Origin of the sequence: Streptomyces daghestanicus, from assembly GCF_020521275.1 — a bacterium.
Taxonomy (GTDB): domain Bacteria; phylum Actinomycetota; class Actinomycetes; order Streptomycetales; family Streptomycetaceae; genus Streptomyces; species Streptomyces griseoviridis.
On sequence record NZ_BNDX01000008.1, the window covers coordinates 1,591,145 to 1,606,977 of the forward strand.

Here is a 15,833-nt window from a genome sequence, read left to right on the forward strand (position 1 = left end):
GGCCGGGTGCCGCGGGTCCGCCCGGTGGGAACAGACGGGCGGCCCGGCACCCCCGAGGTGTGCCGGGCCGCCCCGTTCCGCAGGCCGTGGGCCGTGGGTCAGCGCACGAAGACGCCCGCCTGACCGGCGAGGTCAAGGAAGTACTGCGGTGCCACACCGAGCACCACCGTGACCGCCACGCCCACGCCGATCGCCGTCATCGTCAGCGGCGACGGCACCGCGACGGTCGGGCCCTCCGGCCGGGGCTCGCTGAAGAACATCAGGACGATCACCCGGATGTAGAAGAACGCCGCGATCGCCGAGGAGATCACGCCGATCACCACGAGCGGCGCCGCGCCGCCCTCCGCCGCCGCCTTGAACACGGCGAACTTGCCCGCGAAGCCCGAGGTCAGCGGGATGCCCGCGAAGGCCAGCAGGAACACCGCGAACACCGCCGCGACCAGCGGCGACCTGCGGCCCAGCCCCGCCCACTTCGACAGGTGCGTCGCCTCCCCGCCCGGGTCCCGGACCAAGGTGACCACCGCGAACGCGCCGATGGTGACGAAGGAGTACGCCGCCAGGTAGAAGAGGACGGAGGAGACGCCCTCCGGGGTGGTGGCGATGACGCCCGCCAGGATGAACCCGGCGTGCGCGATCGACGAGTACGCCAGCAGCCGCTTGATGTCGGTCTGGGTGATCGCGACGATCGCGCCGCCCAGCATGGTGACGATCGCCACGCTCCACATCACCGGCCGCCAGTCCCAGCGCAGGCCGGGCAGGACGACGTAGAGGATGCGCAGCAGCGCGCCGAAGGCCGCCACCTTGGTGGCCGCCGCCATGAAGCCGGTGACCGGGGTCGGCGCGCCCTGGTAGACGTCCGGCGTCCACATGTGGAACGGCACCGCGCCCACCTTGAACAGCAGGCCCATGACGATCAGCGCGGCCCCGATCAGGAGCAGCGCGTCGTTGCCCATGGTGTCGGCGAGTGCCGGGGTGACCTCGGTGACCGACCCGTCGACGACCTTGGCGATCACGCCGTAGGACATCGAGCCCGCGTAGCCGTAGAGCAGGGCGATGCCGAACAGGGTGAACGCGGAGGCGAACGCGCCGAGCAGGAAGTACTTGACCGCGGCCTCCTGCGACATCAGCCGCTTGCGGCGGGCCAGCGCGCACAGCAGGTACAGCGGGAGGGAGAAGACCTCCAGGGCGACGAAGAGCGTCAGCAGGTCGTTGGCGGCCGGGAAGACCAGCATGCCGGTGACCGCGAACAGCAGCAGCGGGAACACCTCGGTGGTGGTGAACCCGGCCTTCACCGCCTTCTGCTCGCCCTCGCTGCCCGGCACGGAGGCGGCCTGCGCGGCGAAGGAGTCCACGCGGTTGCCGTGCGCCGCCGGGTCGAGGCGTCGTTCGGCGAAGGTGAACAGGCCGACCAGACCCGCCAGCAGGATGGTGCCCTGGAGGAACAGGGCCGGTCCGTCGACGGCGATCGCGCCCATCGCGGCGATGTGCGCCTTGGTGGTGCCGTAGCCGCCGGCCGCGAGCGCGACGACCGCGGCGAAGGCGGCGACGAGCGCGACGACGGCGACGAACATCTGCGCGTAGTAGCGGGACCTGCGCGGGACGAACGCCTCGACCAGCACCCCGACGATCGCCGCTCCCACGACGATCAGGACCGGGGAGAGCTGCCCGTACTCGATCTTCGGCGCGTCGATCTTCGCGATCGGATCGGCCGCCGTTGTCCACAGGCTGTGGACGGCTGATGCGCTCACTTGGCCGCCTCCACCTCGGGCTGGGGGTCCTTCTTCTGGACGTCGGACATGGTCTGCTTGACCGCCGGGTCGATGATGTCCGCCACCGGCTTCGGGTAGACGCCGAGGAAGATCAGCAGCACCACCAGCGGCGCGACGACCAGCACTTCCCGCACCCGCAGATCGGGCATGGCGGCGACCTCCGGCTTCACCGGGCCGGTCATCGTCCGCTGGTAGAGGACGAGGGTGTAGAGCGCGGCGAGCACGATGCCGAAGGTGGCGATGACGCCGACCACCGGATAGCGGGTGAACGTGCCGACCAGCACCAGGAACTCGCTGACGAACGGCGCGAGTCCGGGCAGGGACAGCGTCGCCAGGCCGCCGATCAGGAACGTGCCGGCGAGCACCGGGGCGACCTTCTGCACCCCGCCGTAGTCGGCGATGAGCCGGGAGCCGCGCCGCGAGATCAGGAAGCCGGCCACCAGCATCAGCGCGGCGGTCGACAGGCCGTGGTTGACCATGTAGAGCGTCGCGCCGGACTGGCCCTGGCTGGTCATCGCGAAGATGCCCATGATGATGAAGCCGAAGTGCGAGATCGACGCGTACGCCACCAGGCGCTTGATGTCGCGCTGGCCGACCGCGAGCAGCGCCCCGTAGATGATGCTGATCAGGGCGAGGACGAGGATGACCGGCGTCGCCCACTTGCTGGCCTCCGGGAAGAGCTGGAGGCAGAAGCGGAGCATCGCGAAGGTGCCCACCTTGTCGACGACCGCCGTGATCAGTACGGCGACCGGGGCGGTGGACTCCTGCATGGCGTTGGGCAGCCAGGTGTGCAGCGGCCACAGCGGCGCCTTCACCGCGAAGGCGAAGAAGAAACCGAGGAACAGCCAGCGTTCGGTGTTGGTCGCCATGTCGAGCGAGCCGTCGGCGCGGGCCTCGGCGATCTCGGTGAGCGAGAAGTTCCCGGCGACCACGTAGAGGCCGATCACCGCGGCCAGCATGATCAGACCGCCGGCCAGGTTGTAGAGGAGGAACTTCACCGCCGCGTACGAGCGTTGGGTGGCCGCCGTCTTCTCGCCGTGCTCGTGGGCCCGGTCCCCGAAGCCGCCGATGAGGAAGTACATCGGGATCAGCATGGCTTCGAAGAAGATGTAGAAGAGGAAGACGTCGGTGGCCTCGAACGAGATGATCACCATCGCCTCGACGGCCAGGATCAGGGCGAAGAAGCCCTGTGTCGGCCGCCACCGGCTGCTGCCGGTCTCCAGCGGGTCGGCGTCGTGCCACCCCGCCAGGACGATGAACGGGATGAGCAGGGCCGTCAGCGCGATCAGCGCGACCGCGATGCCGTCCACGCCCAGTTCGTAGCGGACGCCGAAGTCGGCGATCCAGGAGTGCGACTCGGTGAGCTGGTACCGGTCGCCGTCCGGGTCGAAGCGGACCAGGACGACCACCGCGAGGACGAGCGTGGCCAGCGAGAACAGCAGCGCCAGCCACTTGGCCGCGGTGCGCCGCGCGGCCGGCACGGCGGCCGTCGCGATCGCTCCGACGGCCGGGAGCACCGCGGTCGCTGTCAGCAGGGGAAAGGACATCGGTATCAGACCGCCCTCATCAGCAGGGTCGCGGCGACGAGGACCGCCGCACCGCCGAACATCGAGACCGCGTAACTGCGCACGAAGCCGTTCTGCACCTTGCGCAGCCGTCCGGACAGACCGCCGACCGAGGCCGCCGTGCCGTTGACCACCCCGTCGACCAGGGTGTGGTCGACGTAGACCAGGGAGCGGGTGAGGTGCTCGCCGCCGCGGACCAGGACCACGTGGTTGAAGTCGTCCTGGAGCAGGTCGCGGCGGGCGGCCCGGGTGAGCAGCGAGCCGCGCGGGGCGACGGCCGGAACCGGGCGGCGCCCGTACTGCGCCCAGGCGACGGCGACGCCGATGACCATCACGGCGACCGTGGAGAGGGTGACCGTCAGGGCGCCGACCGGCGGGTGGCCGTGCGCGTGGTCGGTGATCGGCTCCAGCCAGTGCAGGAACCGGTCGCCGATCGAGAAGAACGCGCCGCCGGCCACCGAGCCCACGGCCAGCACGATCATCGGGACCGTCATGACCTTCGGGGACTCGTGCGGGTGCGGCGGGGTGTACTCGCCGCGGATCTCGGCGGCGGGCTCCACGTCCGGTGCGGCCGGGGACGGCGTCGGGGCGTCGCGCCAGCGCTCCTCGCCGAAGAACGTCATCAGCATCACGCGCGTCATGTAGTACGCGGTGATGGCCGCGCCCAGCAGGGCGCAGGCGCCGAGGACCCAGCCCTCGGTGCCGCCCTTGGCGAAGGCCGCCTCGATGATCTTGTCCTTGGAGAAGAAGCCGGACAGACCCGGGAAGCCGATGATGGCGAGATAGCCGAGACCGAAGGTGACGAAGGTGACCGGCATGTACTTCCGCAGGCCGCCGTAGCGGCGCATGTCGACCTCGTCGTTCATCCCGTGCATCACGGAACCGGCGCCCAGGAAGAGACCGGCCTTGAAGAAGCCGTGCGTCACCAGGTGCATGATCGCGAAGACGTAGCCGATGGGGCCGAGGCCCGCGGCGAGCACCATGTAGCCGATCTGCGACATGGTCGACCCGGCCAGCGCCTTCTTGATGTCGTCCTTGGCGCAACCGACGATCGCACCGAACAGCAGCGTGACCGCGCCGACGACGGTGACGACCAGCTGCGCGTCCGGCGCCCCGTTGAAGATCGCGCCGGAGCGGACGATCAGGTAGACGCCCGCCGTCACCATGGTCGCGGCGTGGATCAGGGCCGAGACCGGCGTCGGGCCCTCCATGGCGTCCCCGAGCCAGGACTGCAGCGGCACCTGGGCGGACTTGCCGCACGCGGCGAGCAGCAGCATCAGGGCGATGGCGGTGAGCTTGCCCTCGCCGGCCTCCCCGGCGAGACCGGGTTCCGCCACCGTGCCGAGCACCGGTCCGAAGGCGAAGGTCCCGAACCAGAGGAACATCAGCATGATCGCGATCGACAGGCCCATGTCGCCGACGCGGTTGACCAGGAACGCCTTCTTCGCCGCGGTGGCGGCGCTGGGCTTGTGCTGCCAGAAACCGATCAGCAGGTAGGAGGCGAGGCCGACGCCCTCCCAGCCGACGTACAGGAGCAGGTAGTTGTCGGCGAGGACCAGGATCAGCATCGCCGCGAGGAACAGGTTCAGATAGCCGAAGAAGCGGCGGCGGCGCTCGTCGTGCTCCATGTACCCGACCGAGTACAGGTGGATCAGCGTGCCGACGCCGGTGATCAGCAGGACGAACGTCATCGACAGCTGGTCGAGCCGGAAGGCGATGTCGGCCTGGAAGCCCTCGACCGGGACCCAGCTGAACAGGTGCTGCGTCAGGGTGCGGTCCTCGGCGCCGCTGCCGAGCATGTCGGTGAAGAGGACGACGCCGAGCACGAAGGACACGGCGGCCAGCAGTGTGCCCAGCCAGTGGCCGACGGCGTCCAGCAGGCGTCCGCCGCACAGCAGGACCGCGGCTCCGAGCAGGGGCGCCGCCACCAGCAGCGCAATCAGATTTTCCACGATTCAGCGACCCCTCACAGCTTCATCAGGCTGGCGTCGTCGACCGAGGCCGAGTGGCGGGCACGGAACAGGGACACGATGATCGCGAGCCCGACCACGACCTCGGCGGCGGCGACGACCATCGTGAAGAAGGCGATGACCTGGCCGTCCAGATTGCCGTGCATCCGGGAGAAGGCGACGAACGCCAGGTTGCAGGCGTTGAGCATCAGCTCGACGCACATGAACACCACGATGGCGTTGCGCCGGATCAGCACCCCGGTGGCGCCGATGGTGAACAGCAGGGCCGCGAGATACAGGTAGTTGACGGGGTTCACTTCGACGCCTCCTCGGTCCGCTTGAAGGTGGCCGGCGCGGCCGGGTCACGCTCCAGGCGCTCCTCGGCCCGCCGCTCCAGGGCCTTCAGGTCGTCGAGCGCCTCCGTCGACACGTCGCGGATCTGGCCCCGCGCGCGCAGCGTCTTGTTGACGGTCAGCTCGGAGGGGGTGCCGTCGGGCAGCAGGCCCGCGATGTCCACGGCGTTGTGCCGGGCGTAGACGCCGGGGGCCGGCAGCGGCGGCAGGTGGGTGCCCTTGCGCACCCGCTCCTCGGCCAGCTCCCGCTGGGTCTTGGCCCGCTCGGTGCGCTCGCGGTGGGTGAGGACCATCGCGCCGACCGCGGCGGTGATGAGCAGGGCGCCGGTGATCTCGAAGGCGAAGACGTACTTGGTGAAGATCAGGGACGCCAGGCCCTCCACATTGCCGCCCGCGTTGGCCCCGCCGACCCCGCCGAACTCGGTCAGCGAGGCGTTGCCGATGCCCGCGAACAGCAGGATGCCGAAGCCGAGCCCGCACAGCAGGGCCAGCCAGCGCTGCCCCTTGATGGTCTCCTTCAGGGAGTCCGCCGCGGTGACGCCCACGAGCATCACCACGAACAGGAACAGCATCATGATCGCGCCGGTGTAGACGACGATCTGGACGACGCCGAGGAAGTAAGCGCCGTTGGCCAGGTAGAACACGGCCAGGATGATCATGGTCCCGGCGAGGCAGAGGGCGCTGTGCACGGCCCGCCTCATGAAGACCGTGCACAGGGCGCCGATCACCGCGATCGTGCCGAGGACCCAGAACTGGAAGGCCTCTCCGGTGGAGGTGCCGGCGGAGAGGGTCGCCGCGGCGGCGAGCTGCGCGGTCATCGGCGGATCACCTCCTCCGACGCCGGTTCGTTCTCGCCGAAGGTCGACGCGGCCTCCTGGACGCCCTCGTCCTTGGAGCGGGCGACCTGCCGCTCGGTGCCGGGCGCGGCCTCGGTGACCAGCCCCCGGTAGTAGTCCTGCTCGTCCGTGCCCGGGTACAGGGCGTGCGGGGTGTCGACCATGGTGTCGTCGAGCCCGGCGAGCAACTGCTCCTTGGTGTAGATGAGGTCGGCGCGGCTGGAGTCGGCCAGCTCGAACTCGTTGGTCATCGTCAGCGCGCGCGTGGGGCACGCCTCGATGCACAGGCCGCACAGGATGCAGCGGGCGTAGTTGATCTGGTAGACGCGGCCGTACCGCTCACCGGGCGAGTAGCGCTCCTCGTCCGTGTTGTCCGCGCCCTCGACGTAGATCGCGTCGGCGGGGCAGGCCCAGGCGCACAGCTCGCAGCCGACGCACTTCTCCAGGCCGTCCGGATGGCGGTTGAGCTGGTGCCGTCCGTGGAAGCGCGGAGCGGTGGTCTTCTGCTGCTCCGGGTACTGCTCGGTCAGCCGCTTCTTGAACATGGCCTTGAAGGTCACGCCGAAGCCGGCCACGGGGTTCTGGAAACCGGGATCGGTCCCCTTCGGTTCCTCAGCCATCGGACGCCTCCTTTCCATCCGTAGATCCGCCCAGCGGCCCGTCACTCTGAGTATCGGGGCCGCCACTGACAATCAGCTCCCGCTCCCGGCGCGGACGCCGCCGGGGCACCGGCGGCACCTCCTGTCCGGGCAGCGGCGGTACCGGGAACCCGCCGGCCATCGGGTCGAACGCGGCCGGCTCCTCGGCGGGCCGGCCGGTCCCCTCGCCCTTGTCGCGGAACAGGTCGACGACGAAGGTCAGCAGCAGGACGCCGAGGACGCCGGCGAAGACGTAGAGCGCGATGTCGGCGAAGTCGTAGTTCTCGTTGCGCAGGGCCCGGACGGTCGCGACGCACATCAGCCAGACCAGCGAGACCGGGATGAGGACCTTCCAGCCGAGCTTCATCAGCTGGTCGTAGCGGACCCGGGGCAGGGTGCCGCGCAGCCAGACGAAGACGAAGAGCAGCACCTGCACCTTGACGATGAACCAGAGGATCGGCCACCAGCCGTGGTTCGCGCCCTCCCAGAAGGTGGAGACGGGCCAGGGGGCGCGCCAGCCACCGAGGAAGAGGGTGGTGGTGACCGCCGAGACCGTCACCATGTTCACGTACTCGGCGAGCATGAACATCGCGAACTTGATCGACGAGTACTCGGTGTTGAAGCCGCCGACCAGGTCGCCCTCGGACTCCGGCATGTCGAACGGGGCGCGGTTGGTCTCGCCGACCATCGTCACGACGTAGAGCAGGAAGGAGACCGGCAGCAGCAGGATGTACCAGCGGTCGGCCTGCTGCTCGACGATCGTCGACGTCGACATGGAGCCCGAGTAGAGGAACACCGACGCGAAGGCGGCGCCCATGGCGATCTCGTAGGAGATCATCTGCGCGCAGGAGCGCAGGCCGCCCAGGAGCGGGTACGTCGAGCCGGAGGACCAGCCCGCCAGGACGATGCCGTAGATGCCGACCGAGGCGACCGCCAGGATGTACAGCATCGCGATCGGCAGATCGGTGAGCTGCATGGTGGTGCGGTGGCCGAAGATCGAGATCTCGTTGCCGGCCGGTCCGAACGGGATCACCGCGAAGGCCATGAAGGCGGGTACGGCCGCGACGACCGGGGCGAGGACGTACACCGCCTTGTCGGCGCGTTTGACGACGACGTCTTCCTTGAGCATCAGCTTCACGCCGTCGGCGAGCGACTGGAGCATGCCCCAGGGGCCGTGCCGGTTCGGGCCGACGCGCAGCTGCATCCAGGCGACGATCTTGCGTTCCATGACGATGGCGATCAGGACCGTCACCATGAGGAACGCGAAGCAGAACACCGCCTTGACGACGACCAGCCACCAGGGATCGGTGCCGAACATCGAGAGGTCTTCAGCGGCGAGGTACGCGCTCATGCCTCCACCTCCTGGGGGGCCGCGCCGGCGATGGCCGCCGGGCCGATGCGGACGAGGGAGCCGGGCAGCGCCCCGGTGTCGGAGGCGACCCCGGACCCGGTGGAGTTCAGCGGCAGCCACACCACCCGGTCGGGCATCTCGGTCACCTGGAGCGGCAGGGCGACGGCGCCCGCCGGCCCGGTCACCGCGAGGAGGTCGCCGTCCTTGACGCCGGCCTCGGCGGCGGTGGCGGCCGACACGCGCGCGCGGGCGGCGTGCCGGGTGCCGGCCAGCGCCTCGTCGCCCTGTTGCAGGACGCCCTGGTCGAGCAGGAGCCGGTGTCCGGCGAGGACCGCCTCCCCCGCGGCCGGCCGCGGCAGCGGGGCGGACCGCTCCAGGGGCTCGGTGGCCGCGGCCCCCGTCCAGGGCCCGAGCCGGTCGATCTCCGCGCGCACCGTCCGCAGGTCCGGCAGCCCCAGGTGCACGTCCATGGCGTCGGCCAGCATCTGCAGCACGCGCGCGTCGGCGGGCGCGAGGCGCCGGGTCATCTGGTCGGGCTTGAGCGCCGCCTCGAAGGAGCGGACCCGGCCCTCCCAGTTGAGGAAGGTGCCCGCCTTCTCGGCGACCGCCGCGACCGGCAGCACCACGTCGGCCAGCTCGGTGACCTCACCGGGGCGCAGCTCCAGGGAGACCACGAAGCCGGCCTCGGCCAGCGCGGCACGCGCGCGTGCCGGGTCGGGCAGGTCGGCGACCTCCACGCCCGCGACGAGCAGCGCCTGCAGCTCTCCGGCGGCGGCGGCTTCGACGATGGCGCCGGTGTCCCGGCCGAAGCGGTGCGGCAGCGCGGCCACCCCCCAGACGGCGGCGACCTCCTGCCGCGCGCGCGGGTCGGTCGCCGGACGCCCGCCGGGCAGCAGCGTCGGCAGCGCGCCCGCCTCGATCGCGGCCCGCTCCCCGGCCCGGCGCGGAATCCACGCCAGCCGGGCGCCGGTCGCCCGCGCGGTCCGTACGGCGGCGGTCAGGCCACCGGCGACGGCCGCGAGCCGCTCGCCGACGACGATGAGCGCGCCCTCGGTCCGCAGCGCCTCGGCGGCCCGGGTGCCGTCGTCCTCCAGGCCGACGCCGCCCGCGAGCGCGTCCAGCCACTCCGTCTCGGTGCCGGGCGCGGCCGGCAGCAGCGTGCCGCCGGCCTTGTCCAGGCCGCGGGTGGCGTGCGTCGCCAGGGCGAACACCCGCTGCCCGTGCCGGCGCCACGCCTTGCGCAGCCGCAGGAAGACGCCGGGCGCCTCCTCCTCCGCCTCGAACCCGACGAGCAGCACCGCGGGCGCTTTCTCCAGCGCCGCGTACGTCACGCCCGTGCCGTCGAGATCACGGCCCCGGCCGGCCACCTCGGCCGCCAGGAAGTCGGCCTCCTCGGCGCTGTGCACGCGCGCGCGGAAGTCGATGTCGTTGGTGTCGAGCGCCACCCGCGCGAACTTGCTGTACGCGTAGGCGTCCTCCACGGTGAGCCGCCCGCCGGTCAGCACTCCGGTGCGGCCCCGCGAGGCCAGCAGCCCCTGGGCGGCGATCTGGAGCGCCTCCGGCCAGGAGGCGGGCTCCAGCTCGCCCTCGGCGTTGCGCACCAGGGGCGTGGCCAGCCGGTCCCGCTGCTGCGCGTACCGGAACGCGAAGCGCCCCTTGTCGCAGATCCACTCCTCGTTGACCTCGGGGTCGTTCGCCGCCAGGCGGCGCATGACCTTGCCGCGCCGGTGGTCGGTGCGGGTCGCGCAGCCGCCGGAGCAGTGCTCGCACACCGACGGCGAGGAGACCAGGTCGAAGGGGCGGGAGCGGAACCGGTACGCCGCCGAGGTCAGCGCGCCGACCGGGCAGATCTGGATGGTGTTCCCGGAGAAGTACGACTCGAAGGGGTCGCCCTCGCCGGTGCCGACCTGCTGGAGCGCGCCCCGCTCGATCAGCTCGATCATCGGGTCGCCGGCGACCTGGTTGGAGAACCGGGTGCAGCGGGCGCAGAGCACGCACCGCTCCCGGTCGAGCAGCACCTGGGTGGAGATCGGCACGGGCTTCTCGTAGGTGCGCTTCCTGCCCTCGAAGCGGGAGTCGGCGCCGCCGTGCGACATCGCCTGGTTCTGGAGCGGGCACTCACCGCCCTTGTCGCAGACCGGGCAGTCCAGCGGGTGGTTGATGAGCAGCAGCTCCATCACCCCCTTCTGCGCCTTCTCCGCGACCGGCGAGGTGAGGTGGGTCCTGACCACCATCCCGTCGGTGCAGGTGATGGTGCAGGACGCCATGGGCTTGCGCTGGCCCTCGACCTCGACGATGCACTGCCGGCAGGCGCCGGCCGGGTCGAGGAGCGGGTGGTCGCAGAACCGGGGGATCTCGATGCCGAGCTGCTCGGCGGCCCGGATGACCAGGGTGCCCTTGGGCACGCTGATCTCCACGCCGTCGATGGTCAGCGACACGAGGTCCTCCGGCGGCACCGCCGCCTCGCCCCCGCCGGAGGGAGCGCTGGTGGTCACAGTCATGCGTTCACCTCCGTACGGTGATCGGCCCAGGCCGTCGACTTCGCGGGGTCGAAGGGGCAGCCGCGGCCCGTGATGTGCTGCTCGTACTCCTCGCGGAAGTACTTCAGCGAGGAGAAGATCGGCGAGGCGGCGCCGTCGCCGAGGGCGCAGAAGGACTTGCCGTTGATGTTGTCGGCGATGTCGTTCAGCTTGTCGAGGTCTTCCATCCGGCCCTTGCCGGCCTCGATGTCGCGCAGCAACTGCACCAGCCAGTACGTCCCCTCGCGGCAGGGCGTGCACTTGCCGCAGGACTCGTGGGCGTAGAACTCGGTCCAGCGGGTGACGGCGCGGACCACGCAGGTCGTCTCGTCGAAGCACTGGAGGGCCTTCGTGCCGAGCATGGAACCCGCGGCGCCCACTCCTTCGTAGTCGAGGGGGACGTCGAGGTGCTCCTCGGTGAACATCGGCGTGGAGGAGCCGCCCGGTGTCCAGAACTTCAGCCGGTGCCCGGGGCGCATGCCGCCGCTCATGTCGAGGAGCTGGCGGAGCGTGATGCCGAGCGGCGCCTCGTACTGGCCGGGACTGGCGACGTGACCGGAGAGGGAGTACAGCGTGAAGCCCGGGGACTTCTCGCTGCCCATCGACCGGAACCAGTCCTTGCCCTTGTGCAGGATGGCGGGAACCGAGGCGATCGACTCGACGTTGTTCACCACGGTGGGGCAGGCGTAGAGGCCGGCCACGGCGGGGAAGGGGGGACGGAGCCGCGGTTGCCCGCGGCGGCCTTCGAGCGAGTCGAGCAGGGCGGTCTCCTCACCGCAGATGTACGCGCCCGCGCCCGCGTGCACGGTGAGGTCCAGGTCGAGTCCGCTGCCCAGGATGTCCTCGCCGAGGAAGCCCGCCGCGTACGCCTCGGCGACGGCCGCGTGCAAGCGCCGCAGTACGGGGACGACTTCTCCCCGCAGATAGACGAAGGCGTGCGACGACCTGATGGCGTAGCACGCGATGACGATGCCCTCGATGAGGCTGTGCGGGTTCGCGAAGAGGAGCGGGATGTCCTTGCAGGTCCCCGGCTCCGACTCGTCGGCGTTGACCACGAGGTAGTGCGGCTTGCCGTCGCCCTGGGGGATGAACTGCCACTTCATCCCGGTGGGGAAGCCGGCGCCGCCGCGACCGCGCAGTCCGGCCTCCTTGACGTACGCGATCAGGTCGTCCGGGGTCATGGCCAGCGCCTTGCGGAGTCCCTCGTACCCGTCGTGCCGGCGGTACACGTCCAGCGTCCAGGACCGGTCCTCGTCCCAGAAGGCCGACAGCACGGGTGCCAGCAGCTTCTCCGGGCTGTGGTCCTTGATCTCGGCTGCCAAGGTCATCACTCCCCCTCCTCGGCGGTGGGCCCGGCCGGGTTCGCCGGGTCGCTGGCCGATGTGTCCTGCGGCGCGTCGTGCGAACTGAGGTGTTCGGTCGGGGACGGCTCGTGCGGCGGTTCGCCGTGGGGCGCCGCCGCGCCGCGCGGGTGCACCACGCGCGCGGCGGGGTGCTCGCCCTTCGCCAGCTTCAGGCCGACCAGGGAGGCGGGTCCCGCGCTCCCGCCGGCCTCGACGGCGCCCTCCCGCTCGTCGGGGAAGCCCGCCAGGATGCGGGCGGTCTCCTTGAAGGTGCACAGGGGCGCCCCGCGCGTGGGCGTCACCGGCCGGCCGGCCCGCAGGTCGTCGACCATGCGGCGGGCGCTCGCGGGCGTCTGGTTGTCGAAGAACTCCCAGTTGACCATCACGACCGGGGCGTAGTCGCAGGCCGCGTTGCACTCGATGTGCTCCAGGGTGATCCTGCCGTCGTCGGTGGTCTCGCCGTTGCCGACGCCCAGGTGCTCCTGGAGCTCTTCGAAGATGGCGTCGCCGCCCATGACCGCGCACAGGGTGTTGGTGCAGACGCCCACCTGGTAGTCGCCGCTCGGCCGGCGCCGGTACATGGTGTAGAAGGTCGCCACGGCGGTGACCTCGGCGGTGGTCAGGCCGAGCACCTCCGCGCAGAACCGCATGCCGGTGCGCGTGACGTGGCCCTCCTCCGACTGCACGAGGTGCAGCAGCGGCAGCAGGGCGGAGCGGGAGTCCGGGTAGCGGGCGACGACCTCGCGCGCGTCGGCCTCCAGACGGGCCCGTACGTCGTCCGGGTAGTCGGGCGCGGGCAGCTCGGGCATGCCGAGTCCGACGCCCCGCTGAGAGGAACTGGTGGTCACCGGTCGACGCCTCCCATCACGGGGTCGATGGACGCCACCGCGACGATGACGTCGGCGACCTGGCCGCCCTCGCACATCGCCGCCATGGCCTGCAGGTTGGTGAAGGACGGGTCGCGGAAGTGGACCCGGAAGGGGCGGGTGCCGCCGTCGGAGACGACGTGCGCCCCGAGTTCGCCCTTGGGCGACTCGACCGCCGTGTACGCCTGTCCGGGCGGTACCCGGAAGCCCTCGGTGACCAGCTTGAAGTGGTGGATCAGGGCCTCCATGGAGGTGCCCATGATCTTCTTGATGTGGTCGAGGGAGTTGCCCAGTCCGTCCGGTCCCAGGGCGAGCTGGGCGGGCCAGGCGATCTTCTTGTCCGGGACCATGACCGGGCCGGGCTTCAGCCGGTCCAGGCACTGCTCGACGATCCGGAGCGACTGCCGCATCTCCTCCAGGCGGATCAGGAAGCGGCCGTAGGCGTCACAGGTGTCGGCGGTCGGGATGTCGAAGTCGTACGTCTCGTAACCGCAGTACGGCTGGGATTTGCGCAGGTCGTGCGGCAGGCCGGTGGAGCGCAGGATCGGGCCGGTGGCGCCGAGGGCCATGCAGCCGGCCAGGTCGAGGTAGCCGACGTCCTGCATGCGGGCCTTGAAGATGGGATTGCCGGTGGCGAGCTTGTCGTACTCCGGGAGGTTCTTCCGCATCTTCTTCACGAACTCGCGGAGCTGGTCGACCGCGCCGGGCGGCAGGTCCTGGGCGAGTCCGCCGGGCCGGATGTACGCGTGGTTCATCCGCAGGCCGGTGATCAGCTCGTAGAGGTCGAGAATCAGTTCACGATCACGGAAGCCGTAGATCATGATCGTGGTGGCGCCGAGTTCCATGCCGCCGGTGGCGATGGCCACCAGGTGGGACGACATCCGGTTCAGCTCCATGAGGAGGACGCGGATGACCGAGGCGCGGTCGGGTACCTGGTCCTCGATGCCGAGGAGCTTCTCGACGGCGAGGCAGTACGCCGCCTCGTTGAAGAACGGCGTCAGGTAGTCCATGCGCGTCACGAAGGTGGTGCCCTGGGTCCACGTCCGGTACTCGAGGTTCTTCTCGATGCCGGTGTGCAGGTAGCCGATGCCGCAGCGGGCCTCGGTGACGGTCTCGCCCTCGATCTCCAGGATCAGGCGGAGCACGCCGTGCGTGGAGGGGTGCTGCGGTCCCATGTTGACGACGATGCGCTCGTCGTCGGCGCGGGCCGCGGACTGGACGACCTCGTCCCAGTCACCGCCGGTGACCGTGTACACGGTGCCCTCGGTGGTCTCCCTGGGGGGAGCGGTCGTGGAGGTGGCCCCGAAGGGGTCCGACGAGGAGTGCCGGCCGGGCGACGGGTGGGGAGTGCTCATGAGTACGACCTCCGCTGGTCCGGAGCCGGGATCTGGGCGCCCTTGTACTCGACGGGGATGCCGCCGAGGGGGTAGTCCTTGCGCTGCGGGAAGCCCTGCCAGTCGTCCGGCATCATGATCCGGGTCAGCGCGGGGTGGCCGTCGAAGACGATGCCGAAGAAGTCGTACGTCTCGCGCTCGTGCCAGTCGTTGGTCGGGTAGACCTCGACCAGCGACGGGATGTGCGGGTCGCCGTCGGGGGCGCTGACCTCCAGGCGGATCAGCCGGTTGTGGGTGATCGAGCGCAGGTGGTAGACGGCGTGCAGCTCGCGGCCCTTGTCGTGCGGGTAGTGGACGCCGCTGACGCCGGTGCACAGCTCGAAGCGGAGCGCCGGGTCGTCGCGCAGGGTGCGGGCGACGCGGACCAGGTGCTCGCGCTCGATGTGGAAGGTCAGCTCGCCGCGGTCGACGACCGTCTTCCCGATGGCGTTCTCCGGGAGCAGGCCCTGTTCCTCCAGCGCGCCCTCCAGTTCGTCGGCGACCTCGTCGAACCACCCCCCGTACGGCCTGCTCGCCGGTCCCGGGAGTCGGACCGAGCGGACCAGCCCGCCGTAGCCGGAGGTGTCGCCGCCGTTGTTCGCGCCGAACATGCCGCGCTGGACGCGGATCTCCTCGCCGCCCTGGCCGCGCTGGCCGGGGAGGTTCTCCGCGGAGAGGTCCCGTTCGGGGTTGGTGCCGCCTGCGTCGCTCATCGCAGCAGCCCCTTCATCTCGATGGTGGGCAGGGCCTTGAGCGCCGCCTCCTCCGCCTCGCGGGCCGCTTCCTCGGCGTTGACGCCGAGCTTGGTGTTCTGGATCTTCTGGTGGAGCTTGAGGATGGCGTCGATCAGCATCTCGGGCCGTGGCGGGCAGCCGGGCAGGTAGATGTCGACCGGCACGATGTGGTCGACGCCCTGGACGATCGCGTAGTTGTTGAACATGCCGCCCGAGGAGGCGCAGACCCCCATGGAGATCACCCACTTGGGGTTCGGCATCTGGTCGTAGACCTGCCGCAGCACCGGCGCCATCTTCTGGCTGACCCGGCCGGCGACGATCATCAGGTCCGCCTGGCGCGGCGAGCCGCGGAAGACCTCCATGCCGAAGCGCGCCAGGTCGTAGCGGCCGGCGCCGGTGGTCATCATCTCGATGGCGCAGCAGGCGAGGCCGAAGGTGGCCGGGAAGACCGACGACTTCCGTACCCAGCCCGCGGCCTGCTCGACGGTGGTCAGCAGGAAGCCGCTCGGCAGCTTTTCTTCGAGTCCCATGACTAAA

13 protein-coding genes are annotated in these 15,833 nt (G+C 70.6%); all 13 read right to left on the reverse strand.

What is annotated here, in order from left to right; all coding sequences use genetic code 11:
• Window positions 1–98: 98 nt before the first annotated feature.
• From nuoN to Sdagh_RS16745, 13 genes are read right to left on the reverse strand one after another with little or no spacing between them, the layout of a single operon-like run.
• The gene (gene nuoN, locus Sdagh_RS16685) at window positions 99–1,748 is read right to left on the reverse strand and encodes an NADH-quinone oxidoreductase subunit NuoN (RefSeq protein ID WP_189423151.1); all 1,650 of its coding nucleotides are present in this window, start codon (window positions 1,746–1,748) and stop codon (window positions 99–101) included.
• Window positions 1,745–3,316, reverse strand: coding sequence for an NADH-quinone oxidoreductase subunit M (locus Sdagh_RS16690; protein ID WP_189423149.1), 1,572 nt, complete (start codon window positions 3,314–3,316; stop codon window positions 1,745–1,747). Before Sdagh_RS16690 ends, nuoN begins: the two co-directional genes overlap by 4 nt.
• A 5-nt stretch (window positions 3,317–3,321) precedes the next feature.
• Window positions 3,322–5,286, reverse strand: a complete 1,965-nt coding sequence (gene nuoL / locus Sdagh_RS16695) for an NADH-quinone oxidoreductase subunit L (RefSeq protein WP_190077929.1) — start codon at window positions 5,284–5,286, stop codon at window positions 3,322–3,324.
• 14 nt (window positions 5,287–5,300) lie between these two features.
• Window positions 5,301–5,600, reverse strand: coding sequence for an NADH-quinone oxidoreductase subunit NuoK (gene nuoK, locus Sdagh_RS16700; protein ID WP_189423145.1), 300 nt, complete (start codon window positions 5,598–5,600; stop codon window positions 5,301–5,303).
• On the reverse strand, window positions 5,597–6,454 hold the full coding sequence (locus Sdagh_RS16705) for an NADH-quinone oxidoreductase subunit J (protein ID WP_189423143.1): 858 nt from the start codon (window positions 6,452–6,454) through the stop codon (window positions 5,597–5,599). The genes nuoK and Sdagh_RS16705 overlap by 4 nt, the downstream gene beginning before the upstream one ends.
• Window positions 6,451–7,092 carry an NADH-quinone oxidoreductase subunit NuoI gene (gene nuoI / locus Sdagh_RS16710; RefSeq protein WP_189423141.1) on the reverse strand — a complete coding sequence of 214 codons (642 nt, stop codon included), beginning with the start codon at window positions 7,090–7,092 and terminating at the stop codon, window positions 6,451–6,453. Before nuoI ends, Sdagh_RS16705 begins: the two co-directional genes overlap by 4 nt.
• Window positions 7,085–8,461 carry an NADH-quinone oxidoreductase subunit NuoH gene (gene nuoH, locus Sdagh_RS16715; RefSeq protein ID WP_189423139.1) on the reverse strand — a complete coding sequence of 459 codons (1,377 nt, stop codon included), beginning with the start codon at window positions 8,459–8,461 and terminating at the stop codon, window positions 7,085–7,087. The genes nuoI and nuoH overlap by 8 nt, the downstream gene beginning before the upstream one ends.
• Complete coding sequence (locus Sdagh_RS16720) at window positions 8,458–10,962, reverse strand: NADH-quinone oxidoreductase subunit G (RefSeq protein ID WP_190077928.1); 2,505 nt, start codon at window positions 10,960–10,962, stop codon at window positions 8,458–8,460. The genes nuoH and Sdagh_RS16720 overlap by 4 nt, the downstream gene beginning before the upstream one ends.
• On the reverse strand, window positions 10,959–12,311 hold the full coding sequence (nuoF, locus tag Sdagh_RS16725) for an NADH-quinone oxidoreductase subunit NuoF (protein ID WP_189423135.1): 1,353 nt from the start codon (window positions 12,309–12,311) through the stop codon (window positions 10,959–10,961). Before nuoF ends, Sdagh_RS16720 begins: the two co-directional genes overlap by 4 nt.
• A complete protein-coding gene (gene nuoE, locus Sdagh_RS16730; RefSeq protein ID WP_189423133.1) occupies window positions 12,308–13,171 on the reverse strand; it encodes an NADH-quinone oxidoreductase subunit NuoE in 864 nt (287 codons plus the stop codon). Before nuoE ends, nuoF begins: the two co-directional genes overlap by 4 nt.
• Window positions 13,168–14,544, reverse strand: a complete 1,377-nt coding sequence (locus Sdagh_RS16735) for an NADH-quinone oxidoreductase subunit D (RefSeq protein WP_189423131.1) — start codon at window positions 14,542–14,544, stop codon at window positions 13,168–13,170. The genes nuoE and Sdagh_RS16735 overlap by 4 nt, the downstream gene beginning before the upstream one ends.
• Complete coding sequence (locus Sdagh_RS16740; RefSeq protein WP_189423130.1) at window positions 14,541–15,275, reverse strand: NADH-quinone oxidoreductase subunit C; 735 nt, start codon at window positions 15,273–15,275, stop codon at window positions 14,541–14,543. Before Sdagh_RS16740 ends, Sdagh_RS16735 begins: the two co-directional genes overlap by 4 nt.
• Window positions 15,272–15,826 (reverse strand): NuoB/complex I 20 kDa subunit family protein, encoded by a 555-nt coding sequence (locus tag Sdagh_RS16745; RefSeq protein ID WP_189423129.1) that lies wholly within the window; start codon window positions 15,824–15,826, stop codon window positions 15,272–15,274. Before Sdagh_RS16745 ends, Sdagh_RS16740 begins: the two co-directional genes overlap by 4 nt.
• Between the last annotated feature and the right edge of the window lie 7 nt (window positions 15,827–15,833).

Coding starts and splice junctions, on each gene's coding strand:
- Sdagh_RS16690 (WP_189423149.1), bottom strand. CDS start 3,316: ATGTCCTTTCCCCTGCTGACAGCGACCGCGGTGCTCCCGGCCGTCGGA.
- Sdagh_RS16705 (WP_189423143.1), bottom strand. CDS start 6,454: ATGACCGCGCAGCTCGCCGCCGCGGCGACCCTCTCCGCCGGCACCTCC.
- nuoI (WP_189423141.1), bottom strand. CDS start 7,092: ATGGCTGAGGAACCGAAGGGGACCGATCCCGGTTTCCAGAACCCCGTG.
- nuoH (WP_189423139.1), bottom strand. CDS start 8,461: ATGAGCGCGTACCTCGCCGCTGAAGACCTCTCGATGTTCGGCACCGAT.
- Sdagh_RS16720 (WP_190077928.1), bottom strand. CDS start 10,962: ATGACTGTGACCACCAGCGCTCCCTCCGGCGGGGGCGAGGCGGCGGTG.
- Sdagh_RS16735 (WP_189423131.1), bottom strand. CDS start 14,544: ATGAGCACTCCCCACCCGTCGCCCGGCCGGCACTCCTCGTCGGACCCC.
- Sdagh_RS16740 (WP_189423130.1), bottom strand. CDS start 15,275: ATGAGCGACGCAGGCGGCACCAACCCCGAACGGGACCTCTCCGCGGAG.
- Sdagh_RS16745 (WP_189423129.1), bottom strand. CDS start 15,826: ATGGGACTCGAAGAAAAGCTGCCGAGCGGCTTCCTGCTGACCACCGTC.